This is a genomic window from Kitasatospora sp. NPDC002543, assembly GCF_053594915.1.
In genome coordinates this window covers 14,763-35,298 of sequence record NZ_JBSFWR010000070.1, presented here as the reverse complement: position 1 = coordinate 35,298, position 20,536 = coordinate 14,763, and the positions used below count along the sequence as shown (strand labels likewise).

General features: G+C 75.1%; 21 protein-coding genes. 14 read left to right on the top strand and 7 right to left on the bottom strand.

The features are described from left to right. The first annotated feature begins 126 nt into the window (after nt 1-126). A complete protein-coding gene (locus ACWD4P_RS25990) occupies nt 127-351 on the top strand; it encodes a holin (RefSeq protein ID WP_359822395.1) in 225 nt (74 codons plus the stop codon). Between the two features lie 69 nt (nt 352-420). On the opposite strand, the gene ACWD4P_RS25985 is transcribed toward ACWD4P_RS25990, so the two are convergent. From ACWD4P_RS25985 to ACWD4P_RS25975, 3 genes are read right to left on the bottom strand one after another with little or no spacing between them, the layout of a single operon-like run. Continuing rightward, nucleotides 421-612 carry a DUF397 domain-containing protein gene (locus tag ACWD4P_RS25985; RefSeq protein ID WP_449781225.1) on the bottom strand — a complete coding sequence of 64 codons (192 nt, stop codon included), beginning with the start codon at nt 610-612 and terminating at the stop codon, nt 421-423. After that, nucleotides 609-740 (bottom strand): DUF397 domain-containing protein, encoded by a 132-nt coding sequence (locus ACWD4P_RS25980; protein ID WP_449781224.1) that lies wholly within the window; start codon nt 738-740, stop codon nt 609-611. Before ACWD4P_RS25980 ends, ACWD4P_RS25985 begins: the two co-directional genes overlap by 4 nt. After that, on the bottom strand, nt 703-1,638 hold the full coding sequence (locus ACWD4P_RS25975; RefSeq protein WP_449781223.1) for a helix-turn-helix domain-containing protein: 936 nt from the start codon (nt 1,636-1,638) through the stop codon (nt 703-705). Before ACWD4P_RS25975 ends, ACWD4P_RS25980 begins: the two co-directional genes overlap by 38 nt. A gap of 269 nt (nt 1,639-1,907) precedes the next feature. Between ACWD4P_RS25975 and ACWD4P_RS25970 the strand changes: the two genes are divergently transcribed. After that, on the top strand, nt 1,908-2,855 hold the full coding sequence (locus ACWD4P_RS25970) for an SDR family NAD(P)-dependent oxidoreductase (RefSeq protein WP_449781222.1): 948 nt from the start codon (nt 1,908-1,910) through the stop codon (nt 2,853-2,855). Here ACWD4P_RS25970 and cynR read toward each other — a convergent pair. Continuing rightward, complete coding sequence (gene cynR / locus ACWD4P_RS25965; protein ID WP_449781221.1) at nt 2,845-3,771, bottom strand: transcriptional regulator CynR; 927 nt, start codon at nt 3,769-3,771, stop codon at nt 2,845-2,847. The two genes, ACWD4P_RS25970 and cynR, sit on opposite strands and share 11 nt — an antisense overlap. Before the next feature lie 134 nt (nt 3,772-3,905). On the opposite strand from cynR, the gene ACWD4P_RS25960 reads away from it, so the two are divergent. From ACWD4P_RS25960 to ACWD4P_RS25915, 10 genes are all read left to right on the top strand, one after another. Continuing rightward, complete coding sequence (locus ACWD4P_RS25960) at nt 3,906-4,496, top strand: carbonic anhydrase (protein ID WP_359822445.1); 591 nt, start codon at nt 3,906-3,908, stop codon at nt 4,494-4,496. Nucleotides 4,497-4,587: 91 nt separating this feature from the next. Further along, nucleotides 4,588-5,058, top strand: coding sequence for a cyanase (gene cynS / locus ACWD4P_RS25955; protein ID WP_359822406.1), 471 nt, complete (start codon nt 4,588-4,590; stop codon nt 5,056-5,058). A gap of 92 nt (nt 5,059-5,150) precedes the next feature. Continuing rightward, nucleotides 5,151-5,651 (top strand): nucleoside deaminase, encoded by a 501-nt coding sequence (locus tag ACWD4P_RS25950; protein WP_449781220.1) that lies wholly within the window; start codon nt 5,151-5,153, stop codon nt 5,649-5,651. Between the two features lie 493 nt (nt 5,652-6,144). Continuing rightward, on the top strand, nt 6,145-6,432 hold the full coding sequence (locus tag ACWD4P_RS25945) for a hypothetical protein (protein WP_359822410.1): 288 nt from the start codon (nt 6,145-6,147) through the stop codon (nt 6,430-6,432). Nucleotides 6,433-6,450: 18 nt separating this feature from the next. Further along, entirely contained in the window at nt 6,451-7,239 is a 789-nt protein-coding gene (locus ACWD4P_RS25940) for a helix-turn-helix domain-containing protein (protein WP_359822411.1), read from the top strand. Between the two features lie 193 nt (nt 7,240-7,432). Continuing rightward, nucleotides 7,433-7,828: a sigma factor-like helix-turn-helix DNA-binding protein gene (locus ACWD4P_RS25935; RefSeq protein WP_359822413.1), complete on the top strand. Its 396-nt coding sequence runs from the start codon at nt 7,433-7,435 to the stop codon at nt 7,826-7,828. A 56-nt stretch (nt 7,829-7,884) separates the two neighbouring features. Further along, nucleotides 7,885-8,409 (top strand): GNAT family N-acetyltransferase, encoded by a 525-nt coding sequence (locus ACWD4P_RS25930; RefSeq protein ID WP_359822415.1) that lies wholly within the window; start codon nt 7,885-7,887, stop codon nt 8,407-8,409. An 80-nt stretch (nt 8,410-8,489) separates the two neighbouring features. Further along, entirely contained in the window at nt 8,490-9,137 is a 648-nt protein-coding gene (locus ACWD4P_RS25925) for a hypothetical protein (RefSeq protein ID WP_449781219.1), read from the top strand. A gap of 121 nt (nt 9,138-9,258) precedes the next feature. Next, nucleotides 9,259-10,098 (top strand): S1 family peptidase, encoded by an 840-nt coding sequence (locus tag ACWD4P_RS25920; protein ID WP_449781218.1) that lies wholly within the window; start codon nt 9,259-9,261, stop codon nt 10,096-10,098. 65 nt (nt 10,099-10,163) lie between these two features. Further along, on the top strand, nt 10,164-11,174 hold the full coding sequence (locus ACWD4P_RS25915; RefSeq protein ID WP_449781217.1) for an aldo/keto reductase: 1,011 nt from the start codon (nt 10,164-10,166) through the stop codon (nt 11,172-11,174). Between the two features lie 190 nt (nt 11,175-11,364). On the opposite strand, the gene ACWD4P_RS25910 is transcribed toward ACWD4P_RS25915, so the two are convergent. Beyond that, nucleotides 11,365-12,108, bottom strand: a complete 744-nt coding sequence (locus ACWD4P_RS25910; protein WP_449781216.1) for an alpha/beta hydrolase — start codon at nt 12,106-12,108, stop codon at nt 11,365-11,367. 324 nt (nt 12,109-12,432) lie between these two features. Here ACWD4P_RS25910 and ACWD4P_RS25905 point away from each other — a divergent pair, with 324 nt between their 5' ends. Together ACWD4P_RS25905 and ACWD4P_RS25900 are read left to right on the top strand one after the other, a co-directional pair. Next, complete coding sequence (locus ACWD4P_RS25905) at nt 12,433-13,242, top strand: DUF4253 domain-containing protein (protein WP_449781215.1); 810 nt, start codon at nt 12,433-12,435, stop codon at nt 13,240-13,242. Between the two features lie 116 nt (nt 13,243-13,358). Next, entirely contained in the window at nt 13,359-14,618 is a 1,260-nt protein-coding gene (locus ACWD4P_RS25900) for an SLC13 family permease (protein WP_449781234.1), read from the top strand. A gap of 407 nt (nt 14,619-15,025) precedes the next feature. Here ACWD4P_RS25900 and ACWD4P_RS25895 read toward each other — a convergent pair whose 3' ends face one another. Next, nucleotides 15,026-16,816, bottom strand: coding sequence for a glycoside hydrolase family 35 protein (locus ACWD4P_RS25895; RefSeq protein WP_449781214.1), 1,791 nt, complete (start codon nt 16,814-16,816; stop codon nt 15,026-15,028). 228 nt (nt 16,817-17,044) lie between these two features. Further along, nucleotides 17,045-20,407, bottom strand: a complete 3,363-nt coding sequence (locus ACWD4P_RS25890) for a S8 family serine peptidase (protein ID WP_449781213.1) — start codon at nt 20,405-20,407, stop codon at nt 17,045-17,047. Between the last annotated feature and the right edge of the window lie 129 nt (nt 20,408-20,536).

Here is a 20,536-nt window from a genome sequence, read left to right as displayed (position 1 = left end):
TCGGATCCGGCGGCGTGAACGTGTACATGAGGGGCCGACTCCCCCCGGCGGCCCGTGCCGCACACCCTCCGACCCCTCGCGCACGGACCGCATCCCACCGCCCTCCACCACGAAGGAGACCTGACCATGCGGAAGTTCGTCCTCGACCTGGTCGAGCGCACCGCCGCCACGTACGTCGCGGCGTTCCTCGGCCTGCTGCTGGCCGACCAGTTCGACCTGACCTCGATCAGCGCCCTCAAGGCGGCGGCGGTGTCGGCACTGCCCGCCGCGCTGAGCGTCCTCAAGGGGGCGGTGGCCACCCGCATCGGCGACCCCGCCTCGGCCGCCCTCCTGGGCCGGCCCCGCGAGTAGCCCCGGACATGCGCCGTGCGGGGCGCAACGAGGAGTTGCACCCCGCACGGCGGGTGGTGGTGGACGGAACTAGCCGGGGAACTCGCCCGCGCGCACGGCGGCGAGGAAGGAGTCCCAGGCGGGGGAGGAGAAGGCGAGACGGGGACCGTCGGGGTCCTTGGAGTCACGTACGGGAACGAGGCCGGGGAATCCGGGGGCCACCTCGACGCAGTTTCCGCCGTTCGTGCCGCTGTAGCTGCTCTTGCGCCACGTCGGCTTCATACCGGGAACACGCCTTCCTGGACAGCGGTGACGAAGGATTTCCAGGCGGCGGCGGGGAAGACGAGGCGGGGACCGTGGGGGTCCTTGGAGTCACGTACGGGAACGAGGCCGGGGGACCCGAGGGCCACCTCGATGCACTCGCCCGCGTTGTCCCCGCTGTAGCTGCTCTTGCGCCACAACGCCCCGCTCGGCTCGGCGTTCCGCATATCGGTATTCCTCCATTGCTTCAGCGATAAAGGTGTGGGAATCGTCGACCGAGAGTACAGATCCACGGACAAGGTCGAAGTCCCGGCGGGTCTGCTGCACGATCGAAGGGGCGTCACTGAAGTGCCCTCGGTACAGGCTCTCCGAGTAGACCCACTCCCTCCCGTCCGGCATCTCCAGTAGCACCACCGACGTGGTCGGCAACTTCCGGGCGCTGAAGGCGAACGGCGCCACCTGAATCATCACGTTGGACCGCTCTCCCATGGAGAGGAGGTGCTCCATCTGCTTTCGCATGGTGCCCGGTCCACCGATGGTGCTCCGGATCGCGCTCTCATGGAGGATGACGATCAATGACGGCCCGCCGGGGGCCAGGAACCGGTCCTGTCGGCTCAGTCGGGTCCTCACCCGCTCGGCGATCCACTCCGGGTTGTCCCGGGCATCGCCGAGGCGGAAGATCTCGTGGGCGTACTCCCGGCACTGGAGCAGACCGTTGATCCGCATGTACTGGAGCACCCGGGTTGCCGCGGCTTCCGCTTCCAGATCGACGTACGTCTGGAACCAGTCGGGGTGCTCGACATCGGCGTGCCAGTCCACCCGCTCCCAGAGCCGAACCAGCAGGCCCCGCGCGCCGAGTACTTCGTCGGCTCTCTCGACGACGTCCCTGTGCATCGAACGCTTGCCGCTCTCGAACCGGGTGATCGCCGGCCGGGTGCAGTGCAGGAGTTTGCCCAGCTCTTCCTGGGTGTAGCCCGCCAGCTCGCGGGCGAAGCGGAGTGCTTCGCCGAACATCACCGCCGGGCTCGACGTGAGGCCGTTCTCCAAACGCCGATGGGCCATCTCAAACCTCTCACGTACTGCGGGCTCCGCACTCCGTTCCGATCATCACCGTAGCCCGGGGGCCCGGCCGTTGATACCGGAATGCGATCTTTTGCTTGCGCAGCGTCATGGCGCGCGCCCCCGTCGCGCGCCCCTTGCCGGGTGCCGGTGGGCCGACAGCGCGGACGGCGGGCTGCTGGCGGGCTGCCGGTGGGATGTGAGCGGCCCGAGGGACGGTAGGGGCTCCGAACCGCCCCCGAAATCCAGGAGCCACCATGCCCTCCGCACCCGCCGCCTCCCCGTGGGACGTCCATCGGCTGCCCCGCGCCGAGGGGAGGAACGTCCTGGTCACCGGCGGCAACGCGGGCATCGGGTACTTCGTCGCCGAGCAACTCGCCGGCACCGGCGCCACCGTGGTCCTGGGCTGCCGTGACCGGGGGCGGGCCGAGGCGGCGATCGCCTCCATCCGCTCCCGCGTCCCGGGTGCCGACGTGCGGCACGTCCCCCTGGACCTGGCCGACCTCACCTCGCTCCGCGCGTCCGTGGACGCGCTCGGGCTGGACCGGCTGGACGCGGTCGTCCACAACGCCGGTGTGGCGCTGGACCATCCGCCGCGCCGGACGACCGCCGCCGGGCACGAGCTGATGTTCGGGACCAACCACCTGGGCCACTTCGCGCTGACCCACCACCTGGCCCCGCTGCTCGCGGCCGCCCCGGGCGGCCGGGTCGTCACCACCGGCAGCTTCGCCGCCAAGTCCGAGCGCCTGGACCTCGACGACCTCCAGAGCGCCCGCGACTACCGGCCCAAGCGGGCCTACTCGCGCTCCAAGCTCGCCCAGATGCTCTTCGCCCTGGAACTCGACCGCCGCCTGCGCGCCGCCGGCAGCACGACGCTGAGCGTGCTCGTCCATCCCGGCGGCGCGCTCGACTCCCTCACGCCCTCGCGCCCGCCCGTCCACGTCCGCACCGCCGGGGAGCGGCTGCGCCACCTGCCGCTGGGGCTGGTGGTGCAGGGCAAGGACGCCGCCGCCTGGCCGGCCGTGCGCGCCGTGCTGGACCCGCAGGTGCGCGGCGGCCGGATGTGGAGCCCCCGGGCGTTCGGCCTGCGCGGCACCCCGCGCGCCGAACCCCTCTGGGACCACCTCAGGGACACCGCCACGGCCGCGCGGCTGTGGGAGGCCAGCCGCGAACTGACCGGCACGGACGTGGTGTTCACCCGCTGAGGGCCGCCTGTGGCGCCGGCGGGTAGCCGCGGTCGCGCACCAGCTCGTGGGTGAGGCGGGTGAAGGCGCGGGCGGCGGCGCCGCGGTAGGCGCCCTCGCGGTGCAGGAGGGCGACGGTGCGGGTGGGCAGGGGAGGGTCGAGGGGGACGGGGGTGAGGTGGGGGTGGTCGTGGGTGACGGCGTCGGGCAGGACGGTGGCCAGGCCGGTGCGCCGGACGATCTCGGTGAGGGCCTGGACGGAGTTGGCCTCGACGGTGATGCGCGGGGCGGCCCGGTGGCGGGCGAGGTAGGCGTCGATGTGGCCGCGGGTGGCGAAGTCGCCGCTCAGTAGCGCGAGTCGCTCGTCCTCCAGGGCGTGGACGGGCAGCGGCGCGGTCTGCGCCGGGGTGGGGCGGGCACCGGTGACGAGGCTGAGGGTCTCGGTGAACAGCGCGGTGGCGCCGACGCCGGGCAGGTGGTCGCCGGCGAAGGCGATGCCGAGGTCGAGGTCGTCGGCGAGCAGGGCGGCCTCGATGCGGTCCTGGGTGCCCTCGGTCAGGGTGAGGCCGATGCCGGGGTAGCGGGCGTGGAGCTCGGCGGTGAGCGGCCCGACCAGGTAGGCGGTGAAGGTGGGGGTGACGCCCAGGCGCAGGTGGCCGCGGGAGAGGTCCTGGACGTCGTGGACGGCGCGTTCGGCGGCGGCCAGGTCGCGCAGGGCGCGGCGGGCGTGTTCGGTGTAGACGGTGCCGGCGTCGGTGAGCCGCACGGTGCGGCCGGTGCGGTCCAGCAGCTGTACGCCCAGGGTCTTCTCCAGCTGCTTGACCTGCTGGGAGAGCGTGGGCTGGGAGATGTGCAGCTCCTCGGCGGCGCGGGTGAAGTTGCCGTGCTCGGCGACGGCGAGCAGGTAGCGCAGGTGACGCAGTTCGAGAAGGGCCATGGAATCGACTATAGATGCCACCAATGGTTTCCATGCGCAGCAGCTCTTGGACACTATAGGAGCAGGTCATGCAGGGTGGATCTCACCAGCCCACAGGGCCGATCACCACCCCGATCACCCCGAAGGGAGTGACCGTGCAGGACCTCACCGACGGCGTCGCCCGCTTCCAGCGGGACGTCTTCCCCGCCAAGGCGGAGCTCTTCGCCCGCCTCGCCACCCACCACACCCCGGACACGCTGTTCATCAGCTGCTCCGACGCCCGCGTCGTGCCCGAGCTGATCACCGGCACCGAACCCGGCGACCTGTTCGTCATCCGCACCGCCGGCAACCTGGTGCCCGCCCACAGCCCCGAGGCCGACGGCGTCGCGGCGTCCATCGAGTACGCCGTCGCCGCCCTGGGCGTCAGGGACGTCATCGTCTGCGGCCACTCCGCCTGCGGCGCGATGACCGCCCTCGCCGAGGGCCACGACCTGTCCGGCGCCCCCGCGGTCGCCACCTGGCTGCGCCACGCGGACGCCTCCGTGGCCCGCGCCGGCGCCGAGGGCGGCGTCCCGGCGCTGGTCCGCCAGAACGTGCTCGCCCAGCTGGCGAACCTGGCCACCCACCCCTCCGTCGCCCGCGCCCTCGCCGAGGGCCGGGTCGCGCTGCACGGCTGGGTCTACGACATCCCGACCGGCCGCGTCGAGGACCTGACCGCCGCCGCGGGCAGCGCCCTCGCGGCCTGACCTCCCGCCTCACCTTCCACGCAGCCCCCTGCCCGCCGCCCCGTCTCCGGGCGGCGCGGCACACCCCCCACCCCGAAAGGACGCAGCCACCATGGTGCACGCGCAGTTCGACCGGACCGCCCGCGAGGCCCTCGCCGACAAGGCCGTCGAGGCCAAGATCCGCAAGGACCTGTCCTGGAAGCGGATCGCCGAGGCCTCCGGCCTGTCGGTGGCCTTCACCACCGCCGCCGTGCTCGGCCAGCACCCGCTGCCGAAGCAGTCCGCCGGGGCCGTCGCGGAACTGCTCGGCCTGGACGACGACGCGGCGCTGCTGCTGCAGACCGTCCCGGTGCGCGGCTCGATGCCCAACCGCGTCCCGACCGACCCGACGATGTACCGCTTCTACGAGATGCTCCAGGTCTACGGCACCACCCTCAAGGCCCTGGTGCACGAGGAGTTCGGCGACGGCATCATCTCCGCGATCAACTTCAGGCTGGACGTGAAGAAGGTCGCCGACCCGGACGGCGGCGAGCGCGCCGTCATCACCCTCGACGGCAAGTACCTGCCGACCAAGCCGTTCTGACACCCCCGGTGCCCGGCCGGCACCCCGCCGGCCGGGCACCCCGCCCGCCGAACCCGCCGACCCCGCCCCCTTCCCCACTCCGGAGGACCACCGTGGACTTCGCCCAGCGCACCATCGACCTCGCCCGCCGGAACGTCGCCGAGGGCGGCCGCCCGTTCGCGACCGTCATCGTCAAGGACGGCGAGGTCCTCGCGGAGAGCCCCAACCGGGTCGCCCAGACCAACGACCCCACCGCCCACGCGGAGATCCTCGCCATCCGCGAGGCCTGCACCAGGCTGGGCACCGAGCACCTGACCGGCACCACCATCTACGTGCTCGCCCACCCCTGCCCGATGTGCCTGGGCTCGCTCTACTACTGCTCGCCGGACGAGGTCGTCTTCCTCACCACCCGCGACGCCTACGAGCCGCACTACGTCGACGACCGCAAGTACTTCGAACTCGACACCTTCTACGGCGAGTTCGCCAAGCCCTACCAGGAGCGCCGGCTGCCGATGCGCCACGAGGAGCGCGCCGCCGCCGTCGAGGTCTACCGCTTCTGGCAGGAGCGCAACGGCGGCGAGCGCCGCGTCGCGGGCGCCCCGACCGCCGCATGACGCGGGCGGTGACGCAGGAGGCGGACCGGCCCGCGTGACGGGTCGCGCGACCGGGCGCGGAACGCAGAGAGACCGCTCGGGCCACCAGGGCCGGGCGGTCTCTGCTGTTCGGGCGGACCCATGCGCCAACACGGCCCGCTGCCGATGTTCCCGAGTTGTTGGAGTGAACAGCGCCCCCGGGTTCCGGACCCGCGGGTCCGGGTGACGCCGCTCCAAATCGTCACATCCCGTCAGGACGGCTCACAAGGGCGGGCTGCACAAAGGCGCATCAAAATCCGGTTTCCTTTCGCTGAACTGTGCCTTTCTGATAGGGCGTTCACGAGATTGCGGCCAGGGACCGGGACACCGGCGCATCAATCCGCGCGATGTTCACCGAACCGATTGGGATTCACCCGTACGCCTGACAGAGTGTGATGCCACCGGGCACGCAGTGCGACGCCAACCGCACAAGTGCCTGCCAGTTGGAGTGGACAGTGATATGGAGGACTCCTCGATGACGAGGAACCGGAACAAGCGCATCCGCACTCGAAACCGTACCCGGCGCACCGCGGCGGACCCGGTACCGCTGCACCCGCGGCCGTACCCGGCGCGCCCCGCGCCGCACTCGCGCCCGCGGCGCCACCCGGGCGACCGCCGTCCGCTCGTGGTCGTCGTCGTGGTCGTCCTGACGGTCGCGCTGGCCGCCGCCCTGGTGGCGACCGGCATGTCGGCCGGCGCCGCGCTCGAACTGGCCACCGGCGGCTGCCTGCTGGCCTTCAGGCTCCGACGGGAGCGGGCCTAGGAAGAGCGCCCGACCGCGATGGGACGCCGAGAGAATCCGATCGAGGCGACCGAGCCCGCGCTCGGCCGGCTCGCCGCCTGGCTGCGGGAGCAGCGCAGGCAGGCGGGACTGACGTACCGTCAGCTCGCCGCCAGGACCAACTACCACCCCACCACCCTGCAACGGGCCGCCGGCGGAAGCTCCGTGCCGAGCTGGAAGGTCGTCGAGGCCGTCACCCGCGAATGCGGCGGCGACCTCAAGACCGCCCGGCGCAAATGGGTCCAGGCCAACTACTGGGCCCACGTGCCCCGCCCCTCGGGCAGCCGGCGGCTGCGCGCACCCCGGCGGGTCGACCCCGAACAGGTCGACTCCTTCGCGGACCTGCGCCGGGCGATGCACGAGATGCGCCGCAAGGCCGACTGGCCCTCCCTGAGAGAACTGGACCGCCGCGCCCGCGACCGGGGCGAACGCCTGCCCTCCAGCACGCTGGCCCTGGTCCTCAAGGGCGAGGCCCCGCTGCGCAAACCCGTCTTCCTCGCCTACATGGAGGTCTGCGGGGTCAGGGAGGCCCGCCGCGCCCTGTGGGCGGCGGCCTGGGACCGGACGAACAACGCCCGCGCCCCGCTGCCCGTCAACTCGCGCACGCACCACGCCGAGTTCGCCCGGGCCATGCAGTCCTCCAGCGCCGGCACCTCGACGGACATGCTGTTCCGGCTCTGGGCCACCCTGCGCACCAGCCTGGCCGCCGACCGGGGCGAGGGCGGCCTGGGCCACCCCGCCACGGCCGGCCGCGAAGGCACCGACGACAACCCGCCGGTCCTCGTGTGACCCGGCCCGCGGCCGGGACGCGCCACCCGCGCCCCGGCCGCGGACCGGCACCCGCCCCTCCGTCACCCGCCGTTCCAGTACTCGCCGTTCCGGCACCCGCCGTTCCAGTACTCGCACTTCCGGCTCCTGCCGTTCCGGTACCCGCCGCCTCGGCACCCACCCGCGCCACCTCGGGACACCTCGGGACACCACCATGCCGACACCACCACGCCGTTCGGCCGCCCCCCTGCGGGCGCTGCACGACCTCCACCTGCGCCGCTACCTCGACTACGCCGAACTGCTCCTGCCGCCCGCCGACGCCTCCCTGGCCGTCCGCGCCGCCTTCGAGGACCTCGGCACCCGCTGGCTCGACGCCCTGGCCACCGCCAGCCCGGCCGCCTGCGCCTGGCAGGCGGTGCGCCACCGCGTCTGCGCCCTGGCCGGCCCCCGCCCGCTCGGCCCGGTCGCCCACCTCACCGCCGCCCAGCAGGACGTCCTGCTGCTGCACCTCGTCCTCGACCTGTCCGCCCCCGAGATCGCCGCCCTCACCGGCACCGAACCCGGCGCCGTCCACGTCCAACTCCGCTCCCTGGCCGCCGCCCACCGCTGACCGCCCACCGCTGACCGCCCTCGGGCGGCCGTCGGGGGGGTTGTTAGGGTGCGCGGATGGACGATCTTGAAAACGTGCCCTGGCCGCCCGAACCGATCAGGACCGAACGGCTCGTGCTGCGCGCGTCCGAGCCCCGCGACCGCGAGGCGTTCGTCGAACTGTTCGCCTCCCCGGAGGTGCACACCTACCTCGGCGGCCCCCGGCCGCGCGCGGAACTCGAACGCGAGCTGCCCGAAGCGCCCGAACAGCGGCCCGGACACCTCGTGGTCGAACTCGACGGGTCGATGATCGGCCTGATCCTGCTCCGGAGGGCGACGGGACACCGCAGCCCCGCCGCCGCGGGCAAGGCCGACCTCGGCTACCTGTTCCTGCCGCGCGCCTGGGGGAGCGGCTACGCCGCCGAGGCGTGCGCGGCGGCCCTCCACTGGCTCGCCGGCGCGCTGCCCGGCGAACCCGTGGTGCTCACCACCCAGAGCGCCAACACCCGCTCGATGCGCCTCGCCGCGAAGCTCGGCTTCACCGAAGTCGAGCGCTTCGAGGCCTGGGACGCCGAGCAGTGGCTCGGCCTGCGGGCCGGTTGAGCCCGAGGGCGCCCCGCGGCCGTAGACGTGGACGGGGGCGCCCTCTGCCGGAGCGGGCGCCGAGGCGTCAGGAGGCAGGCATGCTCAGGTTCCACGGCGCGTGGCGGATCACCGTCGTCGGCAAGAGCGCCGACTTCGACCAACGGGCCGTCGTACGCGGCTCCTACGGACTGCGGGTGCTGCCCGGGCGCGTCGGCGCCGCCATCGAGGTGGACGAGGAGAGCTGGACGCTCTCCCTCGAACACCACCTGTGGGGCCGCAGCTGGCAGCCCAACCTGCGCACCACCACCGGGCCGCTCACCGAACACGACGGCTTGCGCAGCCGGCTGCTCACCAGCAACGACTGCCACTTCCCCGGCAAACCGCACGACTACGTCAACTTCGTGCTGCGGCTGGACCAGGCCGTCGCCCCGGCCGCCACCGTCACCCGGGCCGTCACCCGGGCCGCCGCGCCCGTGCGCGCCGCCCGCCCGCTGGGGGAGCCGGTCTCCGCGCCCGTCCAGGCCGTGCGCACCTCCTCCTCGGGATGGCCCGAGCCCGGGGCCGAGCGTGAGGCCGTGCCCGGAGTCGCGCGCGAGGTCGCGCCCGGGGCCGAGCGGGGCGTCGGGCGGGGCGTCGGACGGACGGCCGAGCGCGGCACCGCCCCGGCGGCGGAGCCACTGCGACCCGCGTCGCCCTCCGTGTCGCCGTCCACGCTGCCGGGCGAGAACGGGCGGGCCACCCGGTAGCCCGAAACCGGGACCGGGGGATACCCCCAGGCCAGGGCCGCCCGCCAGCCGGATGTCCCGGCGGGCGGGCTCCCGGTTGGCTGGTCGCATCAACACCGACCGACCCGAAAGGCCGTCACCCGTGCCCCTCCGTACCACCGGACGACCCCTCGCCCGCCGCACCGCCCGCGCCGCCGCCGTCACCGCCCTGGCCGCCGCCCTCGGCGCCACCGCCATGACCGGCAGCGCCTCAGCCATCGTCAACGGCCACGACTCCACCGAGCGCTACCCCTTCATGGCCACCCTCCCGCTGAGCGCCAAGCAGCTCGCCGACGGCACCTGCGGCGCCACCCTGATCGACCGCCAGTGGGTCCTGACCGCCGCCCACTGCGTCGTCGGCGACGAGGACACCGGCCTCGCCCTCAAGGGCACCGTGCGCATCGGCAGCGCCCACCGCTCCAGCGGCGGCACCGTACGCAACGTCGACCGCGTCGTCGTCCACCCCGGCTTCTCCTTCGGCGACGGCGCCACCCGCCCCAACCACGACGACCTCGCCCTCATCCGCCTCGACCGCCCCGCCCCCCAGCAGCCCGTCCGCATCGCCGACCGCCCCGGCGCCCCCGGCACCCCCACCCGGCTGCTCGGCTTCGGCACCGTCGTCGACGTCGCCGATTACCAGAAGATGGTCTTCCCCGAACGCCTCCAGGAACTGCCCACCCGCATCGGCGCCCCCACCGACTGCGCCCCCGGCTACGCCGACCCCACCCGCCTGTGCACCCTCAGCCAGATCCCCAAGGCCATGGCCTGCTTCGGCGACTCCGGCGGCCCCCAGATCCAGCGCGGCCGCGGCGGCCGCTGGGAACTGGTCGGCACCACCTCCGGCCCCGGCACCCCCGGCGTGCCCTGCACCGGTGGCCCCGGCCTCTACACCGACGTGCCCGCCTACGCCCCCTGGATCAAGGCCACCCTCGCCGCCGGCTGACACCCCGCCCCCACCGCGCGACTAAAGTCCCAGGTGAGAACCGTCGCGCCCGAGGAGAACCCGCCATGCCGACCGACCCCGCCACCCCCGCGAACCCCACCCCCGCCGCCGCGCGCCCGCACCCCGCGCGCCTCGGCCTGGGCACCGCGGCCGTCGGCCGGCCCGGCTACATCAACCTCGGGCGCGACACCGACCTGCCCGCCGAACGCACCGTCGACGCCCTGCGCCAACGCACCCACACCCTCCTCGACGCCGCCTACGCCGCCGGCGTGCGCTACCTCGACACCGCCCGCTCCTACGGCCGCGCCGAGGAGTTCCTCGGCCAGTGGCTCGCCCAACACCCCGAAGCCGCCGCCGAGGTGACGGTCGGCAGCAAGTGGGGCTACACCTACACCGCCGACTGGCGCACCACCGGAGTGCCCGCCCACGAGGTCAAGGAACACTCCACCGCCGTCTACGACCGCCAGATCGACGAGACCCGCACCCACCTCGGCATCCACCTCGACCTCTACCTCGTCCACTCCGTCACCCCCGACAGCCCCGCCCTCACCGACCCCGCCCTGCACCGGCGCCTCGCCGCCCTCGCCGCCGACGGCGTACGCGTGGGCCTGTCCACCAGCGGCCCCGCCCAGGCCGACACCATCCGCCGCGCCCTCGCCGTCACCGCCGACGGCCGCCCGCTGTTCACCGCCGTCCAGGCCACCTGGAACCTCCTGGAGACCTCCGCCGCCCCCGCCCTCGCCGAAGCCCACGCGGCCGGATGGCTCGTCGTCGTCAAGGAGGCCATGGCCAACGGCCGCCTCGCCGGCCGCAACGCCACCGGCCCCGACACCGCCCCGCTGCGCACCCTCGCGCAGCGCACCGGCGCGGCCGCCGACGCCCTCGCCCTGGCCGCGGCCGCCGCCCAGCCCTGGGCCGACATCGTCCTGTCCGGCGCCGCCACCCCCGACCAGCTCGCCTCCAACCTCGCCGCCACCACCCTGCGCCCCACCCCCGCGGACCTCACCGCCCTCGCCACCATGCCCGAGCCCCCCGAGGCCTACTGGCACACCCGCTCCAACCTCCCCTGGTCCTGACCGGGCCTCCTGACGTGCGCGTTTCGGCCCCGTCCGGAGGGAACGGACAGCGCCCGTAAGCGAGTTCGGGCGGAACGCGAAGCACCGCGGGCCCCTGCCGGGTCGGCTGGGGCCCACGGTGGGGGAGGCGAGGCCTCGACGGGCGGGGACGGTGGCGGCTAGCGGCCGGTCCCGCCCCGGCGGCCGGGCCTCACCTCAGGTGCCGGGCGAAGAAGCGGGCCCCGGCGTCGAGTTCGTGCCGCGGGACGCCGGTGTGCCCGCCCATGTTGGCGTGCAGGGTCTTCTCCTCGGAGCCGAAGGCGTCGAACAGGTCCAGGGCCGCCTGCCGCGGGTTCCCCTCGTCGTCCCACTGCAGCAGGACCTGCAACGGCACGGTGACCTGCCGGGCCTCCTCGACGATGGCGGCGGGCACCAGGCTCCCCGCGAAGAGGCCGGCCGCCGCGATGCGCGGCTCGACCACCGCCAGCCGGACGCCGATGGAGATGATGCCCCCCTCGTACCCGACCGGGCCGCCGACCTCGGGCAACGACAGGAGGTCGTCCAGCGCCGCCCGCCACTCCGGGACGGCCCGCTCGACCAGCGGGAGGATCAGGGCGTCGACGATCTCGCCGCTGACCGGCCCGCCGGCCTCCATCGCCCGGCGCAGGTCGGCGCGGGCCTGGTCGGCGGCGGCCCACCGGGGGCGCTCACCGCTGCCGGGGAGCTCCAGGGTGGCCGAGGCGAAGCCGTACTCCGCCGCGTAGTAGCGGGCCCGCCCCGCCAGCCGGGAGTACACCTTGCCCAGGCCGAGCGGCGGGGGGCTGATCAGGATCAGCGGAACCGGTGCGGACGCGGTGGCGGACGCGGGCGTCCACAGGATGCCGGGGATCTCGCCGAGGGTGAACCGTCGCTCGACGACGCCGTCGTCGAAACGCTGCTCGGAAGTGAAGTGCATGGTCGTGCCTTTCGGGAGTGCTCGGAAAACGGCGCTCCCGGACGACGACCTATCGCCCGACCGTGACCCCGGAGGGGAGCACCCATGTCGATACTGCGTTCACGGGTACCACCTCCTCTGTCTCTCGCACGGCCTCCGGAAAGGTAGCAGTGGTCGTGGCGGTCCGACAAACGGGTTCACGCGGGCGGCGCCCCCTCCCGAAGGCCGGACACGAAGCGCCGCCGACGCCCCGGCGATGTTCCCGTCGACACCCTGCCGACGCCCCCGTCGAGGCCCCTGCCGACGCCCCCGGGCGCTGCCGGTGGGCACCCCTACGGTGGCCGCATGACCGAGCACCTGGACCTCCCCGCCGCCCTCGCCGCCCTGCCCGTCGACCTGCCACCGGGCCGCCTCGTCACCGAGGACGACGGGCGGCAGCCGCTGCTGTGGATCAGCGACGACCCCGCCCCCGCCGGGCTGTGGCGGCAACTGCACCGCGCCCACCCGCAGACCGGGCTGTGGCCGCTGCTGCTCACCCCGCTGGACCGCACCGGTCCCGACTACCGGCCCTGGCTGTCCGGCGAGCTCCACCCCACCGACGCCGCCCTGCCCGGCCTCTACGACCCGGCCGCCCTGCTGCGCACCTGGTGGAAGCAGGCCGACGAGGACGAGGACGGCGAGACGGGCGAGGACGCCGAGATCCTCGACGAGGCCCTCGCCCCCTACGGCCGCACCTGGCCCGGCCCCGCCCCCGCCGTCACCGTCCCCGACGGCGCCGCCGGAACCGAGGCCCGGGAGCTGGCCGAGGTGCTGCTGCACAAGGGCGGCCGCCTCGGCCTGGTGCGCGCCGCCAGCGGCGCCGAGGCACTGACGGTCTGCGGCTGGAGCGGCCCCACCAACCACGACGAGATCGCCCGGATCGCCGCCGTGCTCGCCGACTGGGAGCGCCGCTTCGGCGCCCAGGTCGTCGAAGTCGGCTTCGACACCCTGGAACTGAGCGTCCCCGTGCCGCCCGCCACGCTCGCCGAGGCGCTCCCGCTGGCCGCCGAGCACACCGCCTTCTGCCCCGACCTGGTCTTCCAGGGCACCGGCTCCCTCACCGAGTACGCCGAGGGACTCGTGGGCACCTACCAGTGGTCCTTCTGGTGGGACTGACCCGCCCCCCGGGGAGGCGCACCGGCCCCGCCCGGCCCCCGCGGTCCGCCGCTGTGGCATGCTGCGCCGGGCCGCGGACCGAGCGCGGACACCGACCACCCCCCTGAGGAGCACCCCTGAACACCGCCTGGGCCGAAGCCCTGTCCGCAGGCCTGCTGCTGCTCGTCCTGGTCTGCGCCGTCGCCCGCCCCTGGGGCTGGCCGGAGGCCGCCGCCGCGGTGCCGGCCGCCGCCCTCCTGGTGGCGACCGGCGCCGTCCCGCCGGAGCACGCGACGGCCGAGGCCGCCCGCCTCGGACCGGTCATCGGCTTCCTGGCCGCCGTCCTGGTTCTGGCCGAACTCTGCGACCGCGAAGGGCTGTTCCGCGCCTGCGGGGCCTGGATGGCGCGCAGCGCCGCCGGCCGCCCGCGCCGGCTGCTCGTCCAGGTGTTCACCGTCGCCTCGCTCGTCACCGCGGTGCTCAGCCTGGACGCCACCGTCGTGCTGCTCACCCCGGTGGTGCTGGCCACCGCCGCCCGCCTGGGCGCCCGGCCCGCACCGCACCTGTACGCCTGCGCCCACCTGTCGAACACGGCCTCGCTGCTGCTGCCGGTCTCCAACCTGACCAACCTGCTGGCCTTCACCGCCAGCGGCCTGAGCTTCGGCCGCTTCGCCGCCCTGATGACGCTGCCGTGGCTGGCCGCGGTCGGCGTCGAGTACCTGGTGCTGCGCCGCTTCTTCGCCGCCGACCTGGACGCGGCCCCGGCCGGGGCGCCCGAGGCGGGGCCGGCCCCCGCCGTGCCGCTGTTCGCCCTGGTGACGGTGGGCTGCACGCTCGCCGGGTTCGTCCTCGCCTCCGCACTGGACGTCAACCCGGCCTGGTCGGCGGCCGCGGGCGCCGCCGTCCTGGCCGTCCGCGCCCTGGCCCGCGGCAACGCCACCGCCGCGGGCGTCGTCCGCTCGGCCAACCTGCCGTTCCTGGCGTTCGTCCTGGCCCTGGGCGTCGTGGTGCGCGCGGTCGTCGACAACGGCCTCGCCGCCGGGCTGGCCCACCTGATCCCGTCCGGCACGGCGCTGCCCGCCCTGCTCGGCACCGCCGCCCTCGCCGCCGTCCTCGCCAACGTCATCAACAACCTGCCCGCCACGCTCGCCCTGGTGCCGCTGGCCGCCCCGGCCGGGCCCGGAGCCGTCCTCGCGGTCCTGCTCGGGGTGAACATCGGCCCCAACCTCAGCTACGCCGGCTCGCTGGCCACCCTGCTGTGGCGCGGCATCGTGCGCGACCGCGGGGTGCCGGTGAGGCTGGGCGAGTTCACCCGCCTCGGCCTGCTCGCCGTCCCCGCCACCCTCACCGCCGCCGTCCTCGCGCTGTGGGCCTCCCTGTGCCTCATCGGCACCTGACGGACGACGGCCCCGTCTCGCGTGGTTTCGCTCGCGTGGCTTCGCTCACGCTCTGCTGTCTGCGGTCCGCGCCGCCGTGGAGCAGCACCTGATCACCTTGCGCGGCTCGGTGGGGGAGCACTTCTTTCTCCGGGCCCATGTGCTCGCGCCGGGGCTGCGGTAGGTGGCCGATGAGGTACGTGACGGAGTGGGAAGTCGGCGAGGCCGACTTCCTGTGCCGGGTCCCGTGGGCGGGTGTCGGCCCCGGGTCGCCGGCGTGAATCGGGGCGGTGCCGAGGAGGTGGCTTCCGGTACTGCTCAGTTGCGCTCTGCCCGCATCTCGGAGGGTTGCGGCCTGCCTGGCGGCTCGGTGGCCGGAGTGGGAAGTCGAGCCCGCCGACTTCCCACTCCGCGGCCCCGTGCCGGGGTCAGTACTCGGAGCTGGGGGCCGCCGTGACCGGGCCGAGGTCCGGCTCGTCGGCCAACTCCAGTGCCGTCCCGTGCCGTTCGAGTTCCAGTACGACCAGGTCGTTGGCGCCCGCCCGCCACAGGGGGGCGGGGGCGTAGAGGGTGCGCTGGGGGCCGGCGGCGCAGTGGCGGCCGAGGAGGAAGCCGTTGAGCCACAGCAGTCCGCGTCCCCAGTCCGGCAGGGCGACGAACGCGTCGGCGGGGGAGGGGAGTTCGGCGGTGAAGCGGTGGAAGGCCGGTTCGCCGTCGCGGGTTTCGGTGTCGTCCGTGAAGCGCAGCGCGGACAGGTCGGTGAGCGGCAGCGGCCGGATCTGCCAGTCGAAGAGCCGCTGGTGGCCGTGCGAGACGCCGCGGGTGATGCCCTTGCGGTCGTCCATCTGCGGGCCGTAGTTCACCCGCCCCAGCGCCTCGACGAGGATGTCCAGCTCGACGCCTTCGGGCCCGGTGGCCAGCGGCAGCGCGGCGCCGGGGGAGTTGCGCTCCAGGACGCCGAGCGGGCGGCCGTCCGCGAAGACCTGTGCCCGGTCGGCCAACCCGTCGATGCGCAGCGGGAGTTCGTTGCGCGGGCCGGGTACGCGGGTGCGGTAGTGGATGAGGCCGCGGGACTGTCCGACGCGTTCCATCGGCAGCGGGGCGGCGTGCCGTTGGGGCTGCGACAGCGCGTCCAGGGCCCGCGCCAGCACGGCCCGCCCGTCGGCGCGTTCCAGCCGCCGGGGTGCCACCCGCGGCGGCGGGTCGGGCAGTTCGCCGTCCGGCAGGGGCAGGTAGCGGCCGATCACCTCGCGCAGGGCGTGGAACTTCTCGGTCAGTTCGCCGGCCTCGCCGATCGGCGCGTCGTAGTCGTAGCTGGTGACGGTCGGCTCGTAGCCGGCGTCCAGCGGGTGGGCGCCGGAGTGGTTGGCGCCGGACCACAGGCCGAAGCTGGTGCCGCCGTGCGCCATGTAGAGGCTGACGGAGGCGCCGGTGGCGAGCAGTTCGTCGAGCGAGGCGGCGGTCTCCTTGGGGTCGCGGACGTGGTGCGCCAGGCCCCACTGGTCGAACCAGCCGATCCAGAACTCCATGGCGGTCAGCGGCCCTTCGCCCTGGTGGCGGCGGAGCACCGCCAGGCGTTCGGGGGCGCGCGAGCCGAAGGTGGCGGTGGCGAGGAGGCCGGGGACGGTGCCGCCCTGCTGCATGGTGTCGTGGGCGCCGTCGGTGGTGAACAGCAGGCAGTCCACGCCGCGCCGCACCAGGCCGTCGCGCAGGTGGGCGAGGTAGCCGGCGTCGTCGCCGTAGCTGCCGTACTCGTTCTCCACCTGCATCGCCACGACCGGCCCGCCCCGGCTCGCCAGCAGCGGCAGCAGCTCGGGCACCAGCGCGTCGAACCAGCCGTCGACCTCGGCGAGGTACGCCGGGTCCGCGCAGCGCAGCCGCAGCCCGTCGACCGCCAGCAGCCGGGCGGGCAGCCCGCCGAACTCCCACTCCGCGCAGATGTACGGTCCCGGCCGCAGGATCACGTCCAGCCCCAGGGCGCCGGCCAGCCGCACGAACCGGGCCACGTCCCGCCAGCCGGTGAAGTCCACCGTCCCGTCGGTGAGTTCGTGGAAGTTCCACGGCACGTAGGTGTCGACCGTGTTCACCCCCAGCGCCCGTACCCGCCGCAGCCGGTCCTCCCACAGCTCCGGATGCACCCGGAAGTAGTGCACCGCCCCGGCCACCACCCGGTGCGGTGCCCCGTCCCGGACGAACCCGTCCGCGTCGTACCCGAGCATGCGCGACCCACCCGCCTTCCCGCCGGAGACCCCGGCACCGCCGAGCCTAGCGAGGAACGGGCCGTGCGCCGGCCGCTTGTGCCGGGGTGTCGCGGCGGCCGTTGCGCGGGGGCCGGGCGTTCGGGCGGGCCGCGGGGACGCAACGGACACCATGGACGCCACGGACGAGCCGGGCCGCCCCGCGAACCCGGGGCCCCGGGGAAACGGCCTCGGGCCGCCGGCGGGTCGTCAGGGTGCCAGGCGGTAGGCGCGCAGCACGGTCTGCTCGACGGTGGCGCCGTCGGCGGCGCGTGCGGCGGCCTTCAGCGAGACGAAGCCGGCGGCGCCCGGCGGCGGGTCGACGGTGACGCGGTAGCCGGCGCCGTCCGGGGTGACCGGGGCGTCCTGCCAGGTGGCGCCGTCGTCGAAGGAGACCCGCACGTTCAGGCTCGTGGTGGCCGAGGCCGGGGCGCCGCTCTGCCGTTCGACGGCGGTGAGCAGGGTGTGCCGGTGGCGCGGCGTCTGGTTGTCCGGGTCGACGGGGGCGGTGAAGCGGACGGTGTCGACCGGCAGGGCCGTGGCGGGGCCCCGGCCGTCGGGCCCGGGGGCGACGGCGGCCGAGCGGAAGGTCCAGACCGCCTCGACGGTGCCGGACAGCGACGCCCAGGGTTCGGCTCGTACGGCCCTGGCGGTCAGCCGGTAGGCGGCGTCGGCGGCCGGTACGGCGAAGCGGGCCTGCTCCCGGTCGCTGCCGCCGACGCGCTGCCCGTCGCGTTCCAGTTCGAGGCGGACGGTGTCCTCCAGCAGGTGCGGCCACGGGGAGCCGACGTGGCCGGCGGAGGCGTCGCTGAACAGCTGCGGGTGCAGGGTGAGGTAGCCGTCGCGGGTGCGGGCCATGGTGGGCGCGCCGTCCCTGTCCGGGGTCAGGCCCGGGCCGATGACGGCGGCGTTCCAGCGTTCCGCGCAGGTCGCGCCGGCGGCGCAGCGCACGGTGCCGCTCTGGCTGACGGCGGTGCGGGCCATCTCGCCGGCGGGGCCGGAGGTCTGGCCGAAGGTCGTCTCGCGGAGTTGGTCCTTCACGGTGAAGTACTCGGTGCGGGTGGCGGGCAGCGCGAAGGTGGGCTGGGCGATGCTGAGTCCGCCGACGCCGCCGGCGGACGCGAAGCTGCTGAAGTCGCCCGCGGTGCCCGGGCCCTGGGCGAAGTAGCGGGTGTTGAGCGTGGCGAGTTCGCCGGGCCCGACGGTCAGGGCCGGGTCGGGGAGCCGGCCGGTGGTGCGCACCAGCAGGTCGTAGCGGTCCGGCAGCCGTCCGTCGCGCGTGGCCGGGCCCTGCTGGAGGCTCTGTGTGACGAAGTCGAGCCGGCCGGAGGTGGTCCGGGCGGTGGGGACGACGTACAGGTTGCCGGGCCGGGCGAGGGCGGTGGCCGCGTCCGCGCAGTCGTTCCCGGTGCCGCCGTAGCAGTAGCCCGCGGAGAGCGAGAGGCCGGTGGTGGCGCGGCCGGGCACGGTGACGCTCAGCTGCCGGCCCTCGCGGGCGTCGACGGCGAGCCGGGTGTCGCCGCGCAGCTCCAGCTCCGGCTGCAGGAACAGGGTCGCGGTGCGGGGCGCGGTGCCCGAGGCGGGGGTGACGAGCTGTCCGCCGAGGTTGTAGCGGCCCTCGGGCACCCGCGCGGTGGCGGTGCCGCCGGTGAACCGCAGCTGGTAGGCGTCACGGGTGTCCAGGTCGACCAGGCTGACCGATGACCAGGCGTCCCAGCTGCCCGGCCCGACGGGCGCCCCGTTGCGGTCGACGGCCGTCACGGTGACGTCGTGCCGCACGGCCTCGCGGGTGAGCGCGTAGGCGGTGGTGACGGCGGTCGTGCCGGGCCCGGTCGCGCGCACCCGCCCGGTCAGCGACGCCCCCGAGGGGACGCGGGCCGGATCGACGGCCACGGTGGCCGACGCCGCGGCGCCCGCGGGCACCGTCAGGCGGCCGGGCTGGACGGTGAAGGCGCCGGCCGCCGGGGTGGTCTCGACGGCCAGGTCCAGGGTGACGGGCTCCCGGCCGTTGTTGTGGTACTGGACCGTACGGGTGAGTGGCTCGCCGCCGGGCGGGCCCTCCAGGTGGATCCCGGTGCCCTCGGCGGTGGCGTACACCTCCTGGGCGGTGGCCCGGCCGAGGTCGACGAGCCCGGCGCCCTGCTCGTACGCGCCCTGGCCGGCGGCCGGCGCCGCGGAGGAGGTGAGCGCGGCCTTGAGCTGAGGGCCCTTCCAGCCCGGGTGCTGCTGGGCGAGCAGGGCCGCGGCGCCGGCCACGTGCGGGGCCGCCATGGAGGTGCCGGAGATGGCCGTGTACCGGTCGCCGGCCGGTTCCTGCCCGTCGGTTCCGGCCGCCCGGGCGGCGACGATGCCGACGCCGGGCGCGGTGAGGTCCGGCTTGACGGCCTGGTCGCCGACGCGCGGGCCCCGGCTGGAGAGCGAGGCGAGCGCGCCGTCCCGGTCGACGGCGCCCACCGTCAGCGCGGCGTCGGCCGACCCGGGGGTGCCGACGGTGCCGGGGCGGCCGCTGTTGCCGGCGGCGGCGACGAACAGGGTGCCGTAGCGGGCGGACAGCGCGTCGACGGCCCGGGCCATCGGGTCGGTGCCGTCGGTCGGGGCGCCGGTGAGGCTCAGGTTGACGATCGGCGCGCGGGCCGCGGCCCACTCCATGCCCTGGAGCACCCAGGACTCCTGGCCGTTGCCCTCGTCGTCCAGCACCCTGCCGACCAGCAGCTCGGCGTCGGGGGCGACGCCCTTGAACCGGCCGTCGGAGGCGGCCCCGGTGCCGGCGACGATCGAGGCGACATGGGTGCCGTGCCCGTCGGGGTCGGCGTTCACCGGTGTGCCGGCGGGCCCGGTGAAGTCGGAGGTCTCGCCGAGGGAGCCGGCCACGTCGGGGTGGCCCCGGTCGATGCCGCTGTCGAGCACCGCGACCTTGACGCCCTTGCCGGTCCAGCCGGAGTTCCAGGCCTGCGGGGCGCCGATCCGGGCGGTCGAGCGGTCGAGCGCCGCGGTGACCCTGCCGTCCAGCCAGACCTTGTCCACGCCGCCCGCGGCGAGCCCGGTGCCGGGCCGCGCGACCAGCTGCCACAGCTCGCCCGCCCGCGCCTTCGGGGCGCGCAGGGCCGCGCCGTGCACGCTCTCCAGCGCCCGTACGGCGGTGGCGCCGGCGGGCGGCGCGGCCGCGGCCAGGCCCGGGGCGCCGGCCTGCTCCGAGCCCAGGATCAGCGGCAGTTCGGCGGTGTGCGCGTCGTCGTAGCCCTGGGCGATCAGTCCGGCGACGTCGAACAGCCGGGGGTCCAGCCGCCCGGAGTCCAGCGGTGCGACCGCGTCCGAGGGCAGGAGGTTCAGCGAGCCGGGGGCGCCGGGGCGCCGGAGGAAGGTCATGTCCTCGCGCCCGGGCCCGGGCCGCACTCCGGCCGCCGTCACCGTGCCGTCGGCGCCGACCAGGGCGGTGACCGTGTCGCCGGTGACCAGGGTGACCTGGACCGGACGGCCCGGCGCCGGCCCGTCCGCCCCCGCGTCGGGCGCCGGGCCGGGAGCGGCCCAGCCGGCCGGGGCGGCCGGCGCCGCGACCAGGGCCGCACCGAGCACGGCGGCCGGCCACCGCCGGGCCGCCCGTGGCCCTCGCCCACGTGTGTCGTACCTGCGGGTTCCTCGCACAGGAGTCCTCTCGATCGGGCGCCGCCACGGATTCCGGGGCCGCGCACTGGTTCTGGCGTG